The sequence below is a fragment of the Paenibacillus sp. PDC88 genome (assembly GCF_900106725.1).
Classification (GTDB): Bacteria; Bacillota; Bacilli; order Paenibacillales; family Paenibacillaceae; genus Paenibacillus; species Paenibacillus shunpengii.
In genome coordinates this window covers 296,502-318,684 of the sequence record NZ_FNNT01000004.1, presented here as the reverse complement: position 1 = coordinate 318,684, position 22,183 = coordinate 296,502, and the positions used below count along the sequence as shown (strand labels likewise).

Here is a 22,183-nt window from a genome sequence, read left to right as displayed (position 1 = left end):
ACACGTAAATAATTATTCGCTAAACTTACACAATCTCCTGCAAATCCTTCAAAAGTTTTGTCAGTTTATGTTGAAATAACTTCCTGTCCTCATCTGTCATGGGCTTTGGACCCTTGCCATACTGGCCTCTTTTCCTAGCTTTCGCGTGCGAATGCCGAGTATCGAGCAAAAAATCGATATCTTGATTGTCGATTATTCTGCCTCGGAATGTAATTACGCTGCAGGATTTGGCCAGAGCTAATGCAGCAAGTCCATAATCCTGGGTTACAACAATATCTTGTGCCTTGATATGATTAGCAATATACAGGTCAGCACTTTGGTCACTCCGGTCAACATGCACAATCGTCGTCCCTTCCCCGCCTTCCAGCCGATGGTCGTAGGAGGACACCATGAGCACATGAATCTGAAATGATGCTGCGGCAGTCTGAATTTCACGTTTTACGGGACATGCATCCGCATCCACCACAATTTTCCTATGCAATATTCATCACCTGTCCGGGATATTATTATATACGCCTTCGTGCATCGTAATTCCTGCTCTAATCTCCACATGGAAAATAAAGGACAAATACGGAACGGAGCCTATCCCCCGTTCCGTATATTTATTACTTACCGCTTTACCTTTTTAAGCAAATATCAGGCACTCAATTACCAGACAAGCTTGGAGAAATCTGCAAAGGCCTTCAAGTCTTTGTCAATGGATGCGAGTAGACCCAATCGATTGGCTCGAATCGCTTCATCCTCAGCCATCACCATAACAGAGTCGAAGAAGGAAGTGATCGGCTCCCTCCATTCAGCTGCAATGCTCAGCGCCTTCTCTGCATCTCTCGCGGCCAAAGCCTCGCGATAAGCCTGCGCTGTGGAGCTCCATGCTTCATACAATGTACGTTCACCTGCTTCGACAAAAACCTCCTCCGTCACAGAGGCATTGGATGCCTTGGCTGCAAGGTTGCCTACACGGTTAAACGAATCAACGGTCGTTTTAAATTCAGCAGCTGTCTCCACCGTATTCGTCAGTGCCGTACCACGGTTCACGACAGATACGATATCGTCATACCCCGCGCTGATCACTGCATCTACTACATCATAGCGCATCGTTTCAGACAGGAGCTTCTTAACACGAAGGGCGAAGAACTCCTGCAGATCCTTGTGGATATCATCCTTGGAACGCTTCATTACTCGCATGTTCTCATGAATTTCGATTCCGATCTCAAAAATCTCATCAAGTGTAATCGGCAGCCTATGATCCAGGGCAATCTGTACAATACCTGCGGCTTGACGACGCAGTGCATATGGATCCTGAGAACCGGTAGGAATAATGCCGATAGAGAAGCATCCCACAATCGTATCTATTTTATCCGCTATGCTTACAATTGAACCTACAACAGAAGCAGGGACAGTATCAGAAGCGCTTCTTGGCTGGTAATGCTCAAATACCGCTTTAGCTACTTCAGGACGTTCGCCAGCACGCAGTGCATAATCTTCACCCATGACACCTTGCAGTTCAGGGAATTCATACACCATCTGTGTGACAAGATCGAATTTGCAAATATCCGCTGCCCGGCTAACCAGCTCGACTTGATCCGCAGACACCTGAAGCTTGGCTGCAAGCGTATCAGCGATCTTGCGAATGCGGCGCACCTTGTCTCCCACCGTACCGATCTCCTCTTGGAATACGATGCTTTCAAGCTTGGAGAGTGCATCCTTGATCTGCAGCTTCTGATCTTCCTCGTAGAAGAACTTCGCATCAGACAGACGGGCACGCAATACTTTTTCGTTCCCTCTTGCAATGACGTCAAGGGATTCTGCTCCCCCATTGCGAACCGTAACAAAATAAGGCAGCAATTTGCTGTTATCGTCCAGAACTGGGAAGTAACGCTGATGCTCTCTCATCGAAGTAATGAGCACATCCTGAGGGATATCCAGGAATGATTCTTCAAATGAACCATAGAGCACAGTCGGTGTTTCAACGAGAAACAGTACTTCTTCCAGCAGATCTTCTTTAATCGCAATCGTCCAATTCTTCTTAGCTGCCAGAGCTTCGATCTGGCTCACTATAAGGGCACGGCGCTCTTCAATGTCAACAATAACATGCTGTTCACGAAGGGCCTCTGCGTATGCAGACGGCTCTGAGATCGTCGTGTCTGAACCGAGGAAACGATGTCCTCTCGATACATTCCCCGACTTCACCCCTGCAATCTCAATATCGACAACATCCGAACCGAACATCGCCACGATCCAGCGAATCGGTCTAACAAATTTCAAGTCATAAGAAGCCCAGCGCATGAATTTAGGAAAAGTCATCGCATGCAGCACCTGAAGCAGCCCGTCTGCAAGCACCTCTGAAGTTTGGATACCTTTACTGCTCTTCGTCGCATAGATATATTCTACGCCGCCGAGTTCTTTGAATGTAAACTGCTCAGGATCTACACCTTGGCTTCTAGCAAAACCAAGCGCAGCTTTGCTCCAGTTTCCGCTGTCATCGAGTGCAATTTTACGGGAAGGACCTTTAACTTCCTCTTCTACATCCTCCTGCTTCTCAATAACGTCCTTGATGATAACAGCCAAACGGCGTGGAGTGGCATAGGCCAGAACTTCTCCATGAGTAACTCTTACGCTGTCCAGCCATTTAACAAGCCTGTCTTCGAGCTGCTCAATCGCTCCCCGAACAAAACGTGCAGGCACTTCCTCAAGACCGATCTCAAATAATAAATCTTTAGACATTATAGTGCACCTCCTTGTTTGAGCAGCGGGAATCCGAGCTTCTCGCGTTCCTCCAAATAGGTGGCCGCTACCTGCCGAGCCAAGTTCCGCACTCTGGTGATATATCCCGTGCGTTCTGTAACACTGATAGCCCCTCGTGCATCAAGAAGGTTAAACGTGTGGGAACACTTTAGAACATAATCATAAGCAGGGAATACCAAATGCTGATCCATCGCTTTTTTGGCTTCTTCCTCGTACATATTAAACAGAGTGAACAGCATGCGCACATCGGACACCTCGAAGGTATACTTGGAATGTTCATATTCCGGGTGCTTAAATACGTCGCCGTAAGTAATGCCATCAACCCATTCTAGATCAAATACGTTGTCTTTATCTTGAATATAAGAGGCAAGACGCTCCATACCGTACGTGATTTCGACGGACACTGGATGCGTTTCAATACCGCCTACCTGCTGAAAATAAGTGAATTGAGTAATCTCCATTCCATCCAGCCATACTTCCCAGCCTAGTCCTGCACAGCCAAGGGAAGGGTTCTCCCAGTTGTCTTCAACAAACCGGATATCATGCTTCTTAGCGTCAATGCCAAGAGCCTGAAGGCTCTCCAGGTAGATCTCCTGGATATTATCTGGTGAAGGCTTAATAATCACCTGGAACTGATGATGCTGATACAGTCGATTTGGGTTCTCTCCATACCGGCCATCCGACGGCCGTCTAGAAGGCTCTACATAAGCTACCTTCCATGGCTCAGGACCAATCGAACGCAGGAAAGTCATCGGATTCATCGTTCCGGCGCCTTTTTCCGTATCATAAGGCTGAACAATAATACAGTTGTGCTGTGCCCAGAAATCTTGCAGCGTCAATATCATTTGCTGAAAGTTCATTTTCATTTCTCCTTTGCAAGGTAAACTATTTCAAGTGCGCAAGGACAGCAAAAAGCCCCCGTCCTACGCCTGATGTTCAGACGTAGGGACGAGAGCTACTCCCGCGGTTCCACCCTACTTGACTGCACTCCGAGGGAGTACAATCCACTTTTCCGTATCCATTTCATGCTCACGAGTGCCATTTCCTAAACCCGACCTGCCGGACTTTCACCATCTCCGACTCGCTCATTAGCCAAAGGTCCTTTATTTAGTACTTTCTCGATCAACACATGTCTCGTATAGAGATATTACTATGAATAATAGCTTATATGTCAGGTCGTTGTCAAGCTGAGCTCCTGCATCGAAGCTTCTTCACTTCGAAGTCCTTCGAAGGCTGCCCTTCTCCATCAAAATCCGTATTTGTCCATTTGATCGAGAAAATTACGGGATTTTAAAGTGAGGCCAAGCTGTTGATCCATGAAAGCTCGCATGATCTTCTTGATCTCCAATTTGGTCTCATCACGAACAGAGACGCTTCCCAGACGCTGCAGATCGACCATAGTAAATAAACGAAGCAGCTTCAGCGCTCTTGGAGAAATAGACATGGCAGGTGGATCGAAATGCTTGCATGCTCTGCACAGTGTGCCGCCGAGGCCTGGACTTATAAAATATTCCTCGTCCGGTCTTTCTCTGCCGCAGGATATGCAGGCCGTCAATTCAGGCGCATAACCCGCGGATTGCAATATTTTCATTTCATAAAGAGATATGATAACAGCGGGATCTTTATCCTCATTAAGTGCCGTAAGGCATGCCTTTAATTGCTTAAACCAAAAGCTTCCCGTCTCCTCATCCTGCAGCACGCGGTCGAGCAGCTCACAAGCATAAGAAGCATAAGCAGCTTTGACGATGTCCTCACGCAGCAAATGGTGAGATTCAATAATCTCACCTTGGTTTAACGTTCCGAGCCCGTGATTGCGAAAAAATACATATTCTCCGTGAGTGAAGACTTGTGTCAACGCGGCATGCCGGCTCTTCGGTTTCTTGGCTCCACGAACCAGAACTCCTATTTTGCCTCCACTTTCGGTGCAAAGCGTAATAATTTTGTTCCCCTCACCGTAGTCCATACTGCGGATGACGATGCCTTCCAGCCTATATAGCATGTCTCATCCCCCAATAGAAAGTCATGCTGTACTCTTTTAAGATTCGGTCTGTAATTCATCATAAGCCTCTCCCTCTGCGTCAGCTTCTGCCCCTGCTTCTCCCGTGCTGCACGCACAGGAATCCTTGTATAGCAGATAGGCATCGACATCTCCAGTCTTTGCAAAATACGTCCACGAAAAATCTCGCACAAGTATTCATCCTCTCTTCGGAAATGACGTGATAAGCATCTACGAATAGGATGTGCAGGGCTGCTGTTTCTATGCGATACATTAACTGGAATTGCATTGACGAGAGGCAGCGGCTGATCATGCTTGCTGACCGAAATTATGCGTCCCGATGGAAGCCTAAATCCTTAAGTACACGCTCTTGATTACGCCAATCCTTCTTCACCTTCACCCACAGCTCCAAAAATATTTTGGAGCCGAGCAGTCTCTCAATATCTTGTCTGGAACGCTTTCCGACCTCTTTAAGCAGCGAGCCCTGTTTGCCGATAATAATCCCTTTTTGCGAATCGCGCTCTACGAAAATAACAGCAGATACCTGCACCGTTCCATTCTCTTGCACGCGCATATCCTCAATGGTGACTGCAATGGAATGCGGTACTTCCTCACGGGTCATGTGCAGAATTTTTTCACGAATGAGCTCTGCAATGACGAATTGCTCCGGGTGATCTGTAATCTGATCATCAGGATAATATTTTGGTCCTTCTGGCAAATACTTTTTGATCTGATCCATTAGTGTATTGACATTATTACCGAATTTGGCTGAGATCGGCACAATTTCTGCAAAATCAAGCAGATTGCGATATTGATCAATGAGAGGCAGCAGTGCTTCAGGCTCTACCTGATCAATCTTGTTCAATACGAGGAATACAGGCGTCCGGACATTTTTGAGCTGTTCGGCAATAAAGCGGTCCCCACCGCCCATGCCTTCAGAAGCATCGACCAGAAATAATACTGCCTCTACTTCGGAGAACGTATTGAATGCCGTTTGATTCATGAAATCTCCCAGCTTGGACTGACGTTTATGAATTCCGGGTGTATCCAAAAATACGATCTGGTTATCCTCTGCCGTATATACCCCGTGAATTTTGTTACGAGTAGTTTGAGGCTTATCCGACATTATGGCAATTTTTTGCCCGATGACTTGATTCATCAGCGTAGATTTTCCTACATTGGGTCTGCCAATAATGGCAACAAATCCAGATTTAAAAGCGGTTTTAGACATATTTTCCTCCAAAAAGGGTCAACACCCTTATCCTTTTTATGCTTTCTCCAGAGCTTCCGGCCCAAAAGCGCCGGGCAGCAGCTCGCTAATCGTTGTCTCTTGAATTTCGCCCTTGAGGTTTCCTAGATATACAGGCATGCTGCTGTCACATAGTTCTAGTATAACTTGCCGGCACACCCCGCACGGTGCAATAGGCCCTTCCGTGTCGCCTACGACAGCCAGTGCTTTAAATTTGCGGGGAGCGTGACCACTCGCGATCGCACTGAACAGAGCTGTTCGCTCTGCGCAATTACTCGGACTATAAGCTGCATTTTCAATATTACATCCATGATATATATACCCATCTTCCCCTAGAAGCGCAGCACCTACACCAAATTTGGAATATGGAATATAGGCCTTCTTTCGGGCCTCGATCGCTTCCTGCATGAGCTGATTTGCATCCATATTTGTACCTCTTTTCGATTATTGTGAACGTTTATAACGATAGATATGAATTACAAAAGCCATCTAATGAATGGTTTAAGGTAAACAAAAATCCCAATAATGACGGCAAAAACCGCCGCCAGCAGTACAGCTCCGGCAGCGGTATCTTTGGCAGCTTTGGCCAGCGGGTGAATCTCAGGGGATGCAAGGTCAACAACGAGCTCAATCGCTGTGTTAAGCAGCTCGGTTACCATTACAGAACCTATCGCCAAACAAACGAACATCCAATCCGTACGTGAAATATCCAGAAGCCATCCGGCAGTAACGGCGATGAGAGCAAGAACCGCATGAACCCGTAGGTTCCTTTGTGTTCTAAAACCATACATCAGCCCTTCCATCGCATTTCGGAATACATCCACTATGGACCGTTGCTTCATTAGCGTGTCAACCCGACGCTTGCCAAGACAGCTTCTTGTTTACCCATCATTTCCGCTTCGCTCGTTTCATCCTGATGATCATATCCGAGCAAATGAAGAAAGCCATGAACAAACAAAAATCCAAGCTCCCTTTCCACAGAATGACCGTATTCCTCGCTCTGCGCGATGGCCGTAGGGACGGAAATGATGATATCACCAAGTACATCCGGTACATCTATTGATTCGCCTTCCTCGAGCTCATATACAATGTCAAGCTCTTCATCCAGCGTTTCATTCATCGCAAATGAAAGCACATCCGTAGGACGATCAATTCCGCGGTACTCCTTGTTCAGTTCGTGAATCTCCTCATCATTGACAAAGGTTAATGCAACCTCACCTTCATCTACCCCTTCCATTTCGGCTGCTTTTTCAAGCAGCTGAGTGAGAAGGGAGATAAGCTCATCACTGATATTATATTGCTCTTGATTATTATCCCATGCAAGCTGCACACTCATATTAGCATGCTCCTTTGTTTCAATGAATGATTGAATCCATTTCATAACTGCAGAGCTAAAGGTATTATGAAATGGATTCGATTTGTATTAACTATCTTTTGGTTTCTTGATCTCTTCAGGATACTCAATTCTCGAATGAAAAATCCCCATGACCGTCTCTTTTAGCGTCCTGGAAATAATATCGAGCTCCCTCATGGTAAGGTCACAGTCGTTAAGCTGATGATCATCCAATCTGCTCTTCACAATCTTCTCAATCATGGATTCAACCTGCTGCACGGTAGGTTTACGAAGGGACCGCACTGCAGCCTCTACACTGTCCGCGATGCCCACAATAGCCGCTTCTTTGGACTGAGCCTTGGGTCCCGGATATCTGAAATCTTCCTCCGTGAAATCCGGCTCTACGCCAGCCTCCTCGGCCTGTTTCAGCGCCTTATGGTAGAAATAATGGAGGAACGTCGTACCATGATGCTGCTCCGCAATATCTCTTATCCGTTTAGGAAGCTTGTAATCCTTCTGCATCTCTACACCATCTCTGGCATGCGAAATGATGATGGACTTGCTTAGCTTCGGATCGAGCGTATCATGCGGGTTCTCCATATTATTTTGATTCTCGATAAAATAAATCGGTCTCTTCGTTTTGCCAATATCATGATAATACGAACCGACTCTGCATAGCAGCCCGTCCGCGCCAATCGCTTCTGCGGCAGCCTCTGACAAATTGCCGACCATGACACTATGATGATAGGTCCCTGGAGTTTCCGTCAGTAGCTTACGCAGCAGTGGATGGTTCGGATTCGACAGCTCCACCAGCTTGAGCGCTGACAAAATACCGAATAATGATTCGAAGAACGGCATAAGCCCGATGGCAAGGACAGCCATCAAAATACCGCCAGCAAATGCAAAGCCTACACTATACATCGCTGCTGTACGATCCCATTCTGCATTGCCAAGGATGGCCAGCATAAACACAACTAGCGAGCCGATGAGAGAAACAATGATACCGCTCTTAAGCAGGGTTGAGCGCTGACTCGCCTTATCCGTTGCAAATATAGCGGCAAAGCTGATAATAATCGTAAACAGCCCAAAATTAAAGTCGAAATTCTCATTCAGCTGTGTATTCAGGATAATGCTGCTCAGTATACCGAAGATAATAGCACACATATAAGCAAGCGGAATATCCAGCAGCAGCGTAATCAGCATGACGCCAATCCCAACAGGAGCCAAGTAGCCGACATAGGCTCGGTTGTCATTTTGTAAGAAGCTTACGATGTGCATGCAGCCGATCGTAATTGCGAAGATGCAGAGCAGCATCAGAAGCTGAGCATTATGGTATTTAAACTCTGGACTGCTGATTTGTTTCATATAGATTAGAATTCCAAGTGACAAACCGAAGGATAAGAGCAGCAATCCAAGCTGAGGCCAGTAGTTGACTTCGTCGCGAAGCAGCTTGTTGTCTTCCAGCAATTTGTACACTTCTTCGGTAATAATCTCACCTTTGGCTACAAGTGTTTCGCCCTCTTCAATGAAGACCTGAGGTGTGTTCTCTCTAGCTCTTGCCTTGGCTTCCTTCGTTGCTTCTTCATCATAGAACTTGTTTGCCGTTATAACAAACCGAGTAAGCTCCTGTACGACTTCACGTGCAGTTCTATCCGTCAAGGAGCTTGTATTCACCATCTCAGCTACCTTAGCTCTTGGAGTCGAAGCATCCGTAATCTGGTCAACCATCAATCTGGATACGAGCTCACGGGCAACAGGCTTCATTTCCTGAATCTGTTCAGAGGACAGCCGGGCAATCTTGATATACGTTTCCTCCGGAATCCGGTATGACTGCTCCTGAGTTACTCGATGAATCTCATCAAGAAGTGCATCCGAATAAGTGCCTGTTCCCCGGTTGTTATTGATATAATTCGTAATCGAGTCACTGAGTCTCTGGGGAATTTCATCCTTGTAGATCTCAATTTTATCTTCTCGGGAAATATCATCCTGATTGAGTCTGTCAATCCGATCCAATATGGAGGTCACCAGGTTCTCATTTCGTAAGGATACAATCTGATAAACTGGCTGAACCGCTTCAGCCGCTTCCTCTGCTGCAATCGCTCTTGCCTGATTGTCCTGGATCTGCATCGGCGCTTTAATTTCCTTCTCGCTACGTGTTCCCTGCGCAATATCGTATCGTTCAGGCAGAAGACCAGGAGCCAGGCTGACGTAAAACAGAATCATCAGAAACAAAAACAGAAGATAGCGGACCCCTCTGCTATTCTTCCATCCCAGCTTTCTATTCTGAAAAGATTTGTCCTTCGACAATTCCTTAAGGGTCATCCCACGACAATCCCTTCCTATTCTTGATTTTCGGCGGCCCGGTCATATGCAGTAATAATTTTTTGTACGAGTGTATGCCGCACGACATCCTGTTCAGTAAAATAGACAAACCCGATTTCTTCCACACCTTCGAGAATTGCCTTAGCATCAATGAGTCCCGATTTTTTTCCGCGGGGAAGGTCGATTTGCGTCACATCACCGGTAATGACCATCTTCGATCCAAAACCAAGCCGTGTTAAGAACATCTTCATCTGTTCCGGCGTTGTGTTCTGAGCCTCATCGAGAATAATGAATGAATCGTCAAGTGTTCGTCCACGCATATAAGCAAGCGGAGCGATCTCGATCAATCCGCGTTCTAGTGCTTTGGCTGTCTGATCGGGTCCCATAACGTCATATAAAGCATCGTACAAGGGTCTAAGGTAAGGGTCCACCTTCTCCTGCAGATCACCTGGCAGGAAGCCGAGGTTCTCGCCCGCTTCCACGGCGGGACGCGTCAGCACAATCCTTTTGACAGAGCCTTCCTTCAGCGCGGCAACCGCTAGAACAACAGCAAGATACGTTTTACCTGTACCTGCCGGGCCAATGCCGAACACGATATCACGTTTTTTGATCGTCGTTACATAATGCTTCTGGCCAATCGTCTTTACTCGAATCGGCTTGCCGCGATATGTATTCGTAATCTCACCTTTAAATAGATCAAGAAGCTGATCTGCACGCAGATCCTTAGCGAGTTCAATGGCATACTGGACATCTCTTTCAGATAAGATATGGCCATTCCGGATCAACGCAAGCAGCACTTCAAACAGCTGTCCCATGATCTCTACTTCCTGTTCCTTGCCTCTAATTGTTATTTCTGCTTCCCGGGAGTCGACAGTCGCCGGAATCTGCGATTCCATCATCTTAAGAAAAGCGTCCTGTGGTCCAAATAACGACTGCCCTTCTCCCGCGTTCTGAAGCGAGATTCGAATGCTGTAATTATTTACTGACAAATAGCCTCATTCTCCTTGACTTGGACTTGGGTTATGAACGAGCGGAAGCTCTTCCGCTATACTTTCTTCTACTTCGAAAAGCACTTTCATATAAACTTTACCATTCTCTTTCTTCTCATGCAAAATTTTTTCGCTTATCACCTTCGTTCCTTTCCCATTTTTCGCTAAAATATCGTTTTTTGCCGCTGTAATCCCATATTGTTTAGCCTCTTCCTCACTCGGATTAAGCTCTCTATAATTCGTCTCCCTGTCTGTCTCCGTCATCCAGCCAATCGGCAGCTTGAATGACCTCCACATAAGCGGCTCAACATCCGTGATCGTCTCGTATTTACTGAACGGGGTTTTATCATAACCCCAATACTGAATCGCCCAGTCACCGATGACGATATATCTCCGCTCCTTGGACTCACCTGAATAGGTGACCTGCTTCTGAACGAGCGGGACTTCAATGTTATATTCGTGCCATACCAGTCCCTTCACATCGCCTTTTGCTACAACCAATTCACTGTTCTCCTCGTCACCCAGAATGCCGGAGATGAGAACCGCCCCTTTTTTAACACGTGTATTCTTCTGTACTACAGGCCTTCCCTGCTCAGCATAAATTTCTGTAATTACTGCATCTGCTTTGCTCACAATATGCCTCGGACTTAACAAGGGCTGCTTCTCAGGCTCGTCTGCCTCGACAACTTGAATGGTGAATTTGGTCCCTTCCCGGTCTACTCCGATCCATGCCGCAGCCGGCAGCTGCTTGATTAAATCTCTAGCCAGCTTGTCCTGCGTCGGAAGCCGAAAGGACCACTGAAACGGATACAGCCCCTCTTCTTTAGCTGCAGCCAGAATCTCTTCCTCCGTTATTTTCACATTCCCCTTCACCTCTACATCCCATACAAGCGAGGACATCGAGAACAAGATGGCAAAAAACAGAAAGGCTCCCGCAACAAACATCTTTCTTCTAAGTAATCGAGCCAGAAAAAAAGGAAAGCCGATACGCTTCTTCACACGAACACGGCAGCCTGTCCGCCGTAAAAGCGGGCGCAGCTTGAAAAAATCCCGAAGTAGAATATTCATGCTGGCGCTGCTCTCACCTATCGAACGAATCTCCCAAACCTGAAGACCCCTGACAGCCATCTGGTTAATCATCGCTTCAAGGTCTCCACCCAGGAGAACAATATGAACACTTCCTCTTAAGTTAGCTAGACTCGGTGTCTTCATTTCTCATCCCCCGTTCCCAGGTACTGTATATTCGTAATTCGCCCTTCCACTGCTACTTCTTCCGGGAGAATGGTGCGAATCATCAGATTATTCCCGCTGATCTCAAGCCGCCCGCTTGATAAATCCAGCACGAGCCGTTCTTCAGAGAAGTGAACCACACCGCGATGATTCTCTATGTATAGCTGATTACTTCCAATCAGGGTTAGCCTGGGCGTGTCAAAAAGAACATCCTGCGGCAAATCGAGTACTTCGCTGGTCCATTTGCGCAAATTGCGGCTGATTCGGGTCATTGGGCTGGTCTTCCCCCTTCCTGTACTCTAAACCATATGCAGCAAAATCCTGTTTTATGAAAGCATCGAAACACAAAAAGCCGTCTTTTCTCATAAGAGAAAAAACGGCTTAATCTGCCTTATTTCCGATGCCTTGTAAAGGACTGCTTAGCACGCGGCGGCCCTAAGATCTCTGCCCATATGATTCCTTTACGAATCTCATCTGAGCTTAGAGGGGCTTCGTTCTTACCAGAATCTATTGCCGGCGCAGCCGCCTGCTTCCTGGAGGCACCTTGACGCTGAGCCTTATGCTCCAGCTTCAGCCTGGCACGCTCCATCCGCATCTTCTCGACTTCAAGCTCTCGCAGCTTCTGCTCCAGCACCTCATTCTGGGCTGCAGCATATGCAGGCTGAGGCTGCTTGGAATAAGGGGATGAATCATCCTCGTACTCATCTTCTTCATCTTCTTCATCTTCTTCCTCATACCTCGAGTCATACTGCTGTTGCTGCTGACGAGCGTCCTGTGCAGGATTGGAACGCGGAGCCCTTTGAGAAGGATGCTGTTCGTCGTTCGGCTTCTTGCTCTTTCCTATAAAGGATACCAGCGCGAAAATAGCACCCAGCACAAAAATGAAGTTATTCATCACCCATTCGATAAGGTTCATTTACATCCACCACCTTATTTATTAGGGTTTGACTCGTCGTTATCTCCCTGGCGATCCTCAGGTCTGGCAATGGAGCCGCGCATTTGAGTATCTGCTTCAATGTTGCGGTAGTTCATATAATCCATGACACCGATTTGGCCATTACGGAAAGCCTCAGCCATCGCAAGCGGTACTTGAGACTCGGATTCAACAACGCGCGCTCTCATCTCTACGACGCGAGCCTTCATCTCTTGCTCTTGAGCAACGGCCATAGCACGGCGCTCTTCTGCTTTTGCCTGAGCAATCCGCTTGTCAGCCTCAGCTTGCTCCGTTTGCAGATCCGCACCAATGTTATTCCCTACGCTGACATCGGCAATATCGATAGATAGGATCTCAAAAGCAGTTCCTGCATCAAGTCCTTTTTCCAATACGGTACGAGAAATCAAATCTGGATGCTCAAGTACATCTTTGTGAGAGTCTGAGGAACCATTCGTACTTACGATCCCCTCGCCTACACGGGCGATGATTGTCTCTTCACCAGCACCACCGACGAGTCTGTCAATGTTCGCACGAACGGTAACACGTGCTTTAACCTTCACTTCGATCCCGTCTTTTGCTACGGCAGAAACGACCGGTGTCTCGATAACACGTGGATTAACGCTCATTTGAACCGCCTGCAGAACGTCACGTCCTGCAAGGTCAATCGCAGCAGCACGTTCGAATTCAAGCGGAATGTTCGCACGCTGAGCAGCAATAAGGGAGTTCACGACACGGTCAACGTTACCGCCGGCCAAGTAATGGCTCTCCAGCTGATTTATACTGAGTCCCAGACCTGCTTTGGTTGCCTTGATCATTGGATTCACGATCCGGCTTGGTGTTACCCGTCTAAGTCTCATGGCTACAAGTGTGATAATGCTGATACGTACACCGGATGCGAGAGCCGAAATCCAGAGCATAACCGGGAAGAAGCTGAAGAATACACTCAGAACGATGATCACGACAACCGCGATCAGAAGAATAGGTACGATACCTGAATCCATCATTGATTAAATTCCTCCACAAACTAATTATTTTTGTCTTATGATATTGCCTTCTGCATTGTGTATAAACGTGGCACATTCTTAATTATGGATTTATGCGTCTAACGACAATCCTTGTTCCTTCTACCTTATGAACCGTTATCTCTTCATTAGCTGGAATAAAGCTGCCTTCTGTGACCACATCGACATTCTCCCCATCAATAACAGCTGTACCGGAAGGACGAAGTGTAGTCAGACTTATTCCATTCTTGCCGATCAGATCTTCTCTAGTCCGAATAGAAGAGTAACCTTGCTCTGCTGTCATGCTGTCTCTGAGAATAAATCGGTTCCATATCCCGCGTTCCTTGAATATAATCGCGACAATAATAACGACCGCTATTGCAGCCGCTGCTGCAATCCCAAGAGAGAACAAAGCCGTACCTGTATCGTACGCCGCTCGAACTACCCCTGCAATCAAACTTACCGATCCCAGTATCCCGAGTATGCCAAAGCTCGGAACAAACAATTCGGCAATAAGCAGCGCCAGCCCGATAATGAAGAGGAACCAAGTCTCAGAACCACCGATACCTGCGACATAACTGCCTCCGAAGTACAGTGCAAAGCTAATAACGCCTACAATACCTGGAACGCCGAATCCAGGAACAAACAATTCGATCAGTATACCCGCGATGCCGAGGAACAGCAGAATGGTAGATACCACCGGATGTGTGAGAAAAGTAGATATTTTCTCAAACGTAGTCGGCTCCATTACAAATAGGTTATCCGGCGAATATTCAAGCCATGCAGCAACCTCTGCAGGGGTCGAAGCAATTTTATCTGCATAACCTACCTTAAGCGCTTCATTCGCGGTCAGAGAAATAACCTGTCCTTGCTGCTTCGTCTTGTTAATCTCCGGCATTTCAACCACCATGTTAAGGTCTGTCATGCCTTGTGCGATTTCTCCGTTCCGATCGTTCTTCTCTGCAGCTGCCTGCATATTCGCCTTCCATGTAGCCACTGCTTTCGGATCATCGATATAGTTATTGCTGGCATCGACAAGGGCTGCTGCACCGATTGTGCTGCCAGGTGACATCGCGATATGATCCGCAGTTAACGCTATATAGCTGCCCGCCGATGCGGCATCACCATGTATAAAAGCCACCACCGGGATACTGCTGCTCTGAATCATATCACCAATTTCTTTCGTCGTCTGCACCAATCCGCCCGGTGTATTAATCTGCAATACAATAAGCCCTGCTTCCATTTCTCCAGCTTCCTTGAACCCACGTTCCATAAACTTGTGGAGCCCGCGTTCAATAGGCTGATCAACCGGTATCACATACACAGCGCCTGATTTCGCTGCCTGTGCGGATGGAGCCAAGAATAGAGCAGAAAACATAGCAAGCAATAAAACAGCCATCATCACAACAGAGAAATTCCACTTTTTCAGAGTGACTGCCAAATTTATAACCTCCCTCCTGTATAAGTCTATAATGTCACCATATGTCGTATATTACGCTTCATGCAAGCGTTACGTTTCAAAAAAGAAAAAACACTCCCTGGTACAGGGAGTGTTTACGGTTTATGTTATTGCAGAAATTGTTGAACTGCTTGGCTCACCAGCTTGCCATCCGCTTTGCCTTTAACCTTAGGCAAAAGGGCTGACATCACTTTACCCATCTCGGCTTTCGAAGAAGCACCGGTTTCCTGGATGGTCTGCTGTACAATGACTTTAATTTCTTCTTCGGTAAGCTGTGCGGGTAGATACTTGCTGATTATATCAATTTCTGCTTTGGCATTCTCCGCAAGTTCGGTGCGACCCGCTTTATCAAATTCTTGGAGGGCATCTTTGCGCTGTTTGATTTCACGACTGAGGATATCAAGCACTTCGTTGTCATCCAAAGTTCTTTTCAAATCTATTTCAAGATTCTTAATCGTCGAACGAACCAATCGAATGGTGGAGAGTGTGAACTTGTCCTGACTCTTCATCGCTTGCTTCATATCTTCGTTCAATCGTTCGCTAAGATTCATGTTGTTCTAATTCCTCCTAAAACTTTCTCTTACGAGCAGCCTCGGACTTTTTCTTGCGCTTTACGCTTGGCTTTTCATAATGCTTGCGTTTCTTCACCTCAGCCAAAACACCATCTTTAGCGATGGAACGTTTAAAGCGACGAAGTGCAGCATCAATTGTCTCGTTTTTGCGAACTTTAGTTTCAGACACCAGTTTTCCCTCCCTCCGACCAGACCGTCCAAGAGCATATAACACGGTTCATCAAACTTAATTATAGGTGAAAATTCGTTAGTGTGTCAACCTCTATAAGAATACCCGTTGAAAAAGTATGTTTTTAGGCTTAATGAAGCCATTTTCACACCGATTAAACAATGAATTCGAGATCATATTGACACACAATGTTGATCTGTATCTGTATATCTTGATTACATCAAATCAAAGTATGATCAAATCAAATCAATTCGAATCCACGTTAGATTTAGCTGTGTGATTTAGAAATACCTGTAAGTGCCCCGAGGCGTGCACCGCCAAGCACATGATAATGCAAGTGATGAACGGTCTGTTCACCATCCTTGCCGCAATTGTTGATCAGCCGATAGCCCGATTCAGCAATGCCCAGCTGTTTTGCCGCTTCTTGAGCTGCTTTATGTATCTCTCCGATCAGAGCAAAGTCTTCCCCTTCCACCTCATTCATTGAAGCGATATGCTTCTTCGGTATAACGAGCACATGTGTCGGAGCTGCAGGCTGGATGTCGTGGAACACAACTACCTGCTCATTCTCCAGCACTTTATTTGAAGGGATTGTTCCTTCAACGATTTTGCAAAACAAACAGTCCATCATAGTAACCTCCATCTATCATTTGAATTGGACAATCGAAAAGTCCGTTAACAACAGGGTCAAGTAACATTTGAATCCGTTAACCCGCGGGCTTGAACGTATACCCAGCTGAATTATAACGGACCTAATCCACCTGTCATCTAAGTTGAACGGGTCAATTCAATCTAGATATCGTCATTATGTATCCATATAGATTGAACTATAGAAATTAGCAGTTAACACTCGATATGAGCCGAGCTTACGGCAAAGTGCAATGACGCATTAGTTCGTTCTATACTAATAGACAAGTTTATCATACAAGTTCGTGCCGCTCGTTTCAAGAATGGAGAGGAGCAGGAGTCCTCCCAAATTGGAATCCATCATCAATTCGTCTTACTAAAAGAAATACCCCCTGCATAAGCAGAGGGCTCTTCGTTTGTGTGCAAGCTGCATCAAATGATGAGAGCTTTAGTAATATGGCAGCAATGAAATAGCTGTCAGTGCGAATAGTGGAAGAACCAGTCGATTAAAGCGGCGGCGTCTGCCATAGCCATATCCACCGTATGGAAAAAATCCTCTGTAATCACCGCACGGGGAAGGCATACATCCACAATAAGGATTCATTCCGTGAGTGGGCGCTTGCTGATAAGTATCACAGGTCATCGGTACGGCCAAATATACATTTTCTTCGTCTACACTTTCCACGATACCATCATGTACAGATCCATCCTCCATCCACACCGACACATAACGATATAGATGATCGGAACACATTTTCTTCTTGTCTTGTTTCTCCATGAGACTAACACTCCTCCTTATAAACAATGGACTCTTACCCATAACATATTCAGGGCTGGGCGAATTGCCACTGTTTAAGGAGAAGAATAGACATTTTACATCCATATTAATTCATGCTTAACCCATTGATGATCAGATTACAGCTGTTCAATAGCCACTTTGGAGCCGCTGCCGGCCTCTTCTGCCGGAATCACAATCAGTTTCCTGGCTAGTCTTGCCCGAAGCTCAGGGACGTGGCTGATAACGCCGACCGCAAGCTGATCATTATGAAGCTTCTCAAGAGAGGTAATCACCGTATCGAGCAGCTCGGAATCCAGCGTTCCAAATCCCTCATCGAGGAAAAAGAATTGGAGCGGATATTGTCCGCGAAGCTGAATCTGTGCTGACAGTGCAAGAGCTAAGGACAGAGAGGTCAGGAACGTCTCTCCTCCAGACAAGGTGGAGACCGGACGCTTCACACCGCCATTGGCATCATCCACAATGACGAAGCCTCCGCCTGAATCCACTTCAAGCGCATAACGCTGTTTGGTCAAATAGCGCAGCCTTGCGGACGCATCTCTGCTGACCTGTATAAGCTGTTCTTCGGCAACATATTCCACGAAAGTATTCCCTCGGAATACCGACTGCAGCTTGGAGAGCTGCTCACCGTACTGAGTCAGCTCACTGCGCCCTTCTTCAAGCTCCATCCAGCGTGTATGACGACGTGTTATATCCTCAAGATCCCGCTCTGCCCTAGCTTTTACCCGCATCGCTTCTTCATCCTGTGCTTTGGCCACGCGAAGCTGCTCACTCATCGTCAGCCATTCTTCATCTGTCAGCATGGCACCTTGCAGCTTATGCTCAAGATCTTTCAGCCGTAAAGTCAACTCTCTCTCCCGTTCACGGAACTCCTGGACGGCAGCTTCTGTTTTTTGAACCGTCTCCGGTAACATGTAAGCTGATCTTACTTCCCTGTCCTCCGTAAATGGTGAACGGCCAAGCTCGGTATCGTACTTCTCCGATACAACTGCCAGCTGCTCCTGGACAGAATCTGCTGCCTGCCGGGACATGACCGCCTGCTTCATCGCCTCCTGCTTCTTAAGCTCTGCTGCGACGAGCGCAGCCTTGGCGGACTTGGCAGCCTCGCGGATGGCAGACAGCCTTGCTGCCGCTGCCTCCAGAAGGAATTCTGCACGTTCCTCCTGCACTAAATGGCGGAGACGCGTTTCTCGTTCAGTGAGCAGCTCCTTCTTGCCCTGCCATTCGGCCTCAAGCTGCGCGCGCCGTTTGTCAATGGAGGCCAGCTGCTGCTGGAGCTCGTTCATGGCAGATGCCTTCGCTTCAAGGAACGATACGCTCTTATCCAGTCTGAGCTTGATCTCCTCTGCTGCAGCATCCCTCTCCTGAAGCAATTCATACCTCTCTATCGCTTCCTCTGGTGCGATGCCAGGCCATTCACGCGCCCAATCTGCGCGAATGGCCTCGTATTCGGCGGTGTGCAGCTCGATGCGTGCTGCTGCCTCCGCCTGCTGGCTGATGCAAGCGTCATATGCCGCTTGCGCCAGCCATTTGCGCTGCCGTGCCGTGGCAGCGCGCGTCTCCTGCTGCGCGGCTTCTGTGCGCAGCGCAGTCAGGGAGGCGGCGAAGTGATCTGCCGCCTCGCGGTAAGTGCGGGTGCGTGCAGCATAGCCGCGCACCACCGCCTCCGGCGCCGCAGCAGCGAGCTCCGCTGCGGCGATCTCTGCCGCAGGCGCGGCTTCCGCCTGCGGGGCAGGGACCGCGTCCATGTCCGCGGTCCCGGGGTCTTGCTGCGCGAGGAGTCCGCGCAGCTCATGCAGCTGCTGGCGCAGGCCGAGGCGGAGCTCGTAGAGCTCTGCCGAGATGGCGCGCAGCTGCGCGAGGTCCTCTTCACGAGCATCGCCCGGCTCGTGAACAAGCGCCTGCGGGTTCGGGTGATGGACCGAACCGCAGACCGAGCAAGGCACGCCGTCTGTCAGCTCAGCTGCCAGACGGGCGGACAGATTTCTACGCTCATTCTCCTTCAGCTCATTTCGCAATCGTTCTTCAAGCTCACCGAGCTGTTCAAGATCCCGATCAAGCTGATGTCCGCTGAGAACAAGCGCATCCTGAGCCTCACGCAGCTGAATAGCCAGCTGTGCTTGCTCTTCAGCAAGCCTCACCTCCTCAGAAGCCGTCTGTTCCAGCTCTTCTTTTGCTGTGTTCAGCTTGAGATCAGCCTGCTGTCCCAGCAGACGTGATTCATTCAGCCTCTCGGCAGCCGTATCGAGCTTATGCTTCCCGGATACGGCCCCTAATACTTCCTTTCTTTCCTGTGCTTTCACTTCACAGGAGGCCAGACTTTCCTGCAGTTCCTTTCGTCTCTGCTGTCCGCGTGTATGAAGATCTTGTTCCTTGACAAATGCCTGACGGGTCTGTTCATATAACGCTTCTTCCGCCGTCCTCTGCTGCTCAAGCTGTGCCAATAATTTCTTAGCCGCATCGGTTTCCCGCTCCAGCTCCCGTGCTTGTTCCAGCTGCTCCAGCCGAACCAGCAGCTTGGGCTCTTCTTCAGCCAATCCCCTCGCTGCCTGCTCCTCTGCCTTCGAGCATTCCAAAGCTGCCTGCTCGCACTGGTCAAGCTGCACCTTGGCTGCCTCCGCCGCTGCTTGGCGTTTAATCGATTCGGTCTGTGTCTTCTCAAGCTCCTCCAGGATGGGAATAAGCACTGCGGCTTTGGAAGACAGATCAAGCTGTTTCTCCAGTTCTGTAATATGAGCTTCCTGCTGAGACAATCCATCGAGAAGCTGACGATATTTACTGCGCTCCAGCATTTGCTCTCTCACTTTGGCCATACCTTCAGCCGCTGTGGTTAGCTCTTCAAGCTGTTTCCGGGCATTCTCGGCAAGGAGTACTGATTCGCTGAGCCTGTGCTCCGCCTCTTCCAAAGCCTCCTTGCTCGCAAGACCCAGTCCTTGCTGCTCCGCTTCCAGCGCTTTTCTTGCACTTTCGTTCTCTTTTACCTTGCGGCTCAGCTTGATCGCGAGCTGATCTCCATACTTCTCCAGATGAAACAGACGCTGCAGCATTTGCCTGCGCTCCGCTCCTTTTAGGGATAGAAATTCCGCAAACTTGCCTTGAGGGAGAACTACAGCCCGTGTGAAATCATCCATTTTCAGCCCAATCATCTCTTCTACCGCTCGATTGACCTCCGCAAGCTTGTCTGCCAGTACTTCCTCGCCTTCCTCCGTAACAGCAACAAAACGGCTCACGGTATTACTGATCGAAACATCACCCGTCCGCTTGAACCTTCGTTCTACACGGAAATGCTGTACACCCTTCTCTGACTGCAGTTCAAAGCTGAAGGAGACATATAGTGTGTCCTCCGCCTGATTCATAATCCCCTGTGTTCCGTTCACCGCTCGTTCCACTTTACCGTACATCGCAAGAGTGATCGCATCAAGAATGGTAGATTTACCGCTTCCCGTCGGACCGAATATGCCGAACAGCCCGGTTTCTGTCAATGTTCTAAAGTCAATTTCCTGTGCTTCACGGTAGCTCTGCAGACCAGACAGCTTCAATTTGACAGGTCTCATAACACAGCCCCCTCTTCACCTTCTGCTGATGACTCCTCCTCATTGACGAGTTCAAGGAATAGTCGAACGAGACTGTCATCAGGCACGGCTCCCCCGGTTTGCCGCTGGTAAAATCGGCGGAACACCTCATGCACAGGCAGCTCGGAACGAGCTGAACGCAGCTCCTCTGTCAGCATTTCCGGGTATACCGGACGGATGTGGATAATGCCCTCACGGGCCTTGCGAAGCTTCTGAATCTCTCCGAGAGACATCGCCTCACTCAGCGAAATCTCCAGATCAATATATGCGTTCGCGTCTCTCTGCTCTTCCAGCCAATGATACACTTGGGCGAGCCCTTCCTGCGCCTTCCAGCGAACAAGCGGCTTGCCGCTGCTTAGATATACCTCTCTTGCTGCAGGTATCCCTCCGGGCGCAATATCAACTATGACAACCGATTTGGTCTGTCCGGATTCCGAGAAGCTGTATGCGAGTGGAGATCCGCTGTAACGCATCATCCCCTCACCTTTGACCGCCTGCGGTCTATGCAGGTGTCCGAGCGCAGTATATTGTGCACCTATGGCCAGGGCCGATGGATCCACCGTGTACGCTCCGCCTACCTGAATAGGTCTTTCGGAGTCCGATTCAAGACCGCCCAGGACATAGATATGACTCATCGCTAGATTAACAGTGTCCTTCCGAAAAGAACTGCCCAGATGCCGCATCAGCTCACCGACGCGTTCACTATATGCCTTACGCATCCCCTGTTCTTCAGCATCATCTGTTAGCAGCTCGTTTAGCCTGGACTCAGAAGGATATGGAAGTGCCGCGACCCTTGCGACCTCCCCCGTTCTCGCGGCATTAACCGTTATAATCTCTGGTGTTGGCATGCCTACCAGAGTAATGCCTCTATTGTTCACCAGAGGAGAGACCGAAGCGACACGCTCCGGCTGATCGTGGTTCCCCGCGATGACCACGAGAGGTCTTCCTCCTGACGTAAGACGGGCACAAGCATCATAGAACAGCTGCTCTGCTGCCGCAGGCGGATTGACGGAATCATACACATCGCCTGCCATTAGGATGACGTCTGCCTGTTCCTCATCCGCAAGAGTGACCAGCTCGTCCACAAATGCCTCCTGCTCCTTAAGCCTGCTTCTGCCTTCCAGCGTCTTACCGAAATGCCAATCCCCCGTATGCAATATCCGCATATTGTCTCTCTCCCTCCTTTACG

General features: G+C 48.3%; 22 protein-coding genes. All 22 read right to left on the bottom strand.

The window, feature by feature from the left end:
- Window positions 1–25: 25 nt before the first annotated feature.
- Entirely contained in the window at window positions 26–484 is a 459-nt protein-coding gene (locus BLW49_RS14830) for a YaiI/YqxD family protein (protein ID WP_076313269.1), read from the bottom strand.
- Between the two features lie 164 nt (window positions 485–648).
- Complete coding sequence (glyS, locus tag BLW49_RS14825; protein WP_090725381.1) at window positions 649–2,724, bottom strand: glycine--tRNA ligase subunit beta; 2,076 nt, start codon at window positions 2,722–2,724, stop codon at window positions 649–651.
- Complete coding sequence (glyQ, locus tag BLW49_RS14820) at window positions 2,724–3,605, bottom strand: glycine--tRNA ligase subunit alpha (protein WP_090725379.1); 882 nt, start codon at window positions 3,603–3,605, stop codon at window positions 2,724–2,726. Before glyQ ends, glyS begins: the two co-directional genes overlap by 1 nt.
- Window positions 3,606–3,991: 386 nt before the next feature.
- On the bottom strand, window positions 3,992–4,744 hold the full coding sequence (gene recO, locus BLW49_RS14815; protein ID WP_090725377.1) for a DNA repair protein RecO: 753 nt from the start codon (window positions 4,742–4,744) through the stop codon (window positions 3,992–3,994).
- 36 nt (window positions 4,745–4,780) lie between these two features.
- The gene (locus BLW49_RS14810; RefSeq protein WP_076313272.1) at window positions 4,781–4,933 is read right to left on the bottom strand and encodes a YqzL family protein; all 153 of its coding nucleotides are present in this window, start codon (window positions 4,931–4,933) and stop codon (window positions 4,781–4,783) included.
- 136 nt (window positions 4,934–5,069) lie between these two features.
- Window positions 5,070–5,972 carry a GTPase Era gene (gene era, locus BLW49_RS14805; protein ID WP_047910827.1) on the bottom strand — a complete coding sequence of 301 codons (903 nt, stop codon included), beginning with the start codon at window positions 5,970–5,972 and terminating at the stop codon, window positions 5,070–5,072.
- Between the two features lie 36 nt (window positions 5,973–6,008).
- Window positions 6,009–6,416, bottom strand: coding sequence for a cytidine deaminase (locus BLW49_RS14800; RefSeq protein ID WP_076313273.1), 408 nt, complete (start codon window positions 6,414–6,416; stop codon window positions 6,009–6,011).
- Window positions 6,417–6,466: 50 nt separating this feature from the next.
- Complete coding sequence (locus BLW49_RS14795; protein WP_090725375.1) at window positions 6,467–6,832, bottom strand: diacylglycerol kinase family protein; 366 nt, start codon at window positions 6,830–6,832, stop codon at window positions 6,467–6,469.
- A complete protein-coding gene (ybeY, locus tag BLW49_RS14790) occupies window positions 6,832–7,326 on the bottom strand; it encodes an rRNA maturation RNase YbeY (protein ID WP_090725374.1) in 495 nt (164 codons plus the stop codon). The genes BLW49_RS14795 and ybeY overlap by 1 nt, the downstream gene beginning before the upstream one ends.
- 87 nt (window positions 7,327–7,413) lie before the next feature.
- On the bottom strand, window positions 7,414–9,645 hold the full coding sequence (locus tag BLW49_RS14785) for an HD family phosphohydrolase (protein ID WP_090725372.1): 2,232 nt from the start codon (window positions 9,643–9,645) through the stop codon (window positions 7,414–7,416).
- Window positions 9,646–9,662: 17 nt separating this feature from the next.
- Window positions 9,663–10,634 carry a PhoH family protein gene (locus BLW49_RS14780; protein ID WP_076313277.1) on the bottom strand — a complete coding sequence of 324 codons (972 nt, stop codon included), beginning with the start codon at window positions 10,632–10,634 and terminating at the stop codon, window positions 9,663–9,665.
- A gap of 6 nt (window positions 10,635–10,640) precedes the next feature.
- The gene (gene yqfD / locus BLW49_RS14775) at window positions 10,641–11,846 is read right to left on the bottom strand and encodes a sporulation protein YqfD (RefSeq protein ID WP_076313278.1); all 1,206 of its coding nucleotides are present in this window, start codon (window positions 11,844–11,846) and stop codon (window positions 10,641–10,643) included.
- On the bottom strand, window positions 11,843–12,136 hold the full coding sequence (yqfC, locus tag BLW49_RS14770; RefSeq protein WP_047910820.1) for a sporulation protein YqfC: 294 nt from the start codon (window positions 12,134–12,136) through the stop codon (window positions 11,843–11,845). Before yqfC ends, yqfD begins: the two co-directional genes overlap by 4 nt.
- A 119-nt stretch (window positions 12,137–12,255) precedes the next feature.
- Window positions 12,256–12,780, bottom strand: a complete 525-nt coding sequence (locus BLW49_RS14765; RefSeq protein WP_090725371.1) for a hypothetical protein — start codon at window positions 12,778–12,780, stop codon at window positions 12,256–12,258.
- 14 nt (window positions 12,781–12,794) lie between these two features.
- The gene (floA, locus tag BLW49_RS14760; RefSeq protein ID WP_076313280.1) at window positions 12,795–13,802 is read right to left on the bottom strand and encodes a flotillin-like protein FloA; all 1,008 of its coding nucleotides are present in this window, start codon (window positions 13,800–13,802) and stop codon (window positions 12,795–12,797) included.
- Between the two features lie 82 nt (window positions 13,803–13,884).
- Window positions 13,885–15,201 (bottom strand): NfeD family protein, encoded by a 1,317-nt coding sequence (locus BLW49_RS14755; protein ID WP_076313545.1) that lies wholly within the window; start codon window positions 15,199–15,201, stop codon window positions 13,885–13,887.
- Between the two features lie 164 nt (window positions 15,202–15,365).
- A complete protein-coding gene (locus tag BLW49_RS14750) occupies window positions 15,366–15,809 on the bottom strand; it encodes a GatB/YqeY domain-containing protein (protein WP_076313281.1) in 444 nt (147 codons plus the stop codon).
- A 16-nt stretch (window positions 15,810–15,825) separates the two neighbouring features.
- Window positions 15,826–15,999, bottom strand: coding sequence for a 30S ribosomal protein S21 (gene rpsU, locus BLW49_RS14745; protein WP_005547957.1), 174 nt, complete (start codon window positions 15,997–15,999; stop codon window positions 15,826–15,828).
- 268 nt (window positions 16,000–16,267) lie between these two features.
- Complete coding sequence (locus tag BLW49_RS14740; RefSeq protein ID WP_076313282.1) at window positions 16,268–16,627, bottom strand: histidine triad nucleotide-binding protein; 360 nt, start codon at window positions 16,625–16,627, stop codon at window positions 16,268–16,270.
- 447 nt (window positions 16,628–17,074) lie between these two features.
- A complete protein-coding gene (locus BLW49_RS14735) occupies window positions 17,075–17,404 on the bottom strand; it encodes a hypothetical protein (RefSeq protein WP_090725369.1) in 330 nt (109 codons plus the stop codon).
- Window positions 17,405–17,541: 137 nt separating this feature from the next.
- Window positions 17,542–20,976: an AAA family ATPase gene (locus BLW49_RS14730; protein ID WP_090725367.1), complete on the bottom strand. Its 3,435-nt coding sequence runs from the start codon at window positions 20,974–20,976 to the stop codon at window positions 17,542–17,544.
- The gene (locus tag BLW49_RS14725) at window positions 20,973–22,160 is read right to left on the bottom strand and encodes an exonuclease SbcCD subunit D (protein WP_076313285.1); all 1,188 of its coding nucleotides are present in this window, start codon (window positions 22,158–22,160) and stop codon (window positions 20,973–20,975) included. Before BLW49_RS14725 ends, BLW49_RS14730 begins: the two co-directional genes overlap by 4 nt.
- Window positions 22,161–22,183 lie beyond the last annotated feature (23 nt).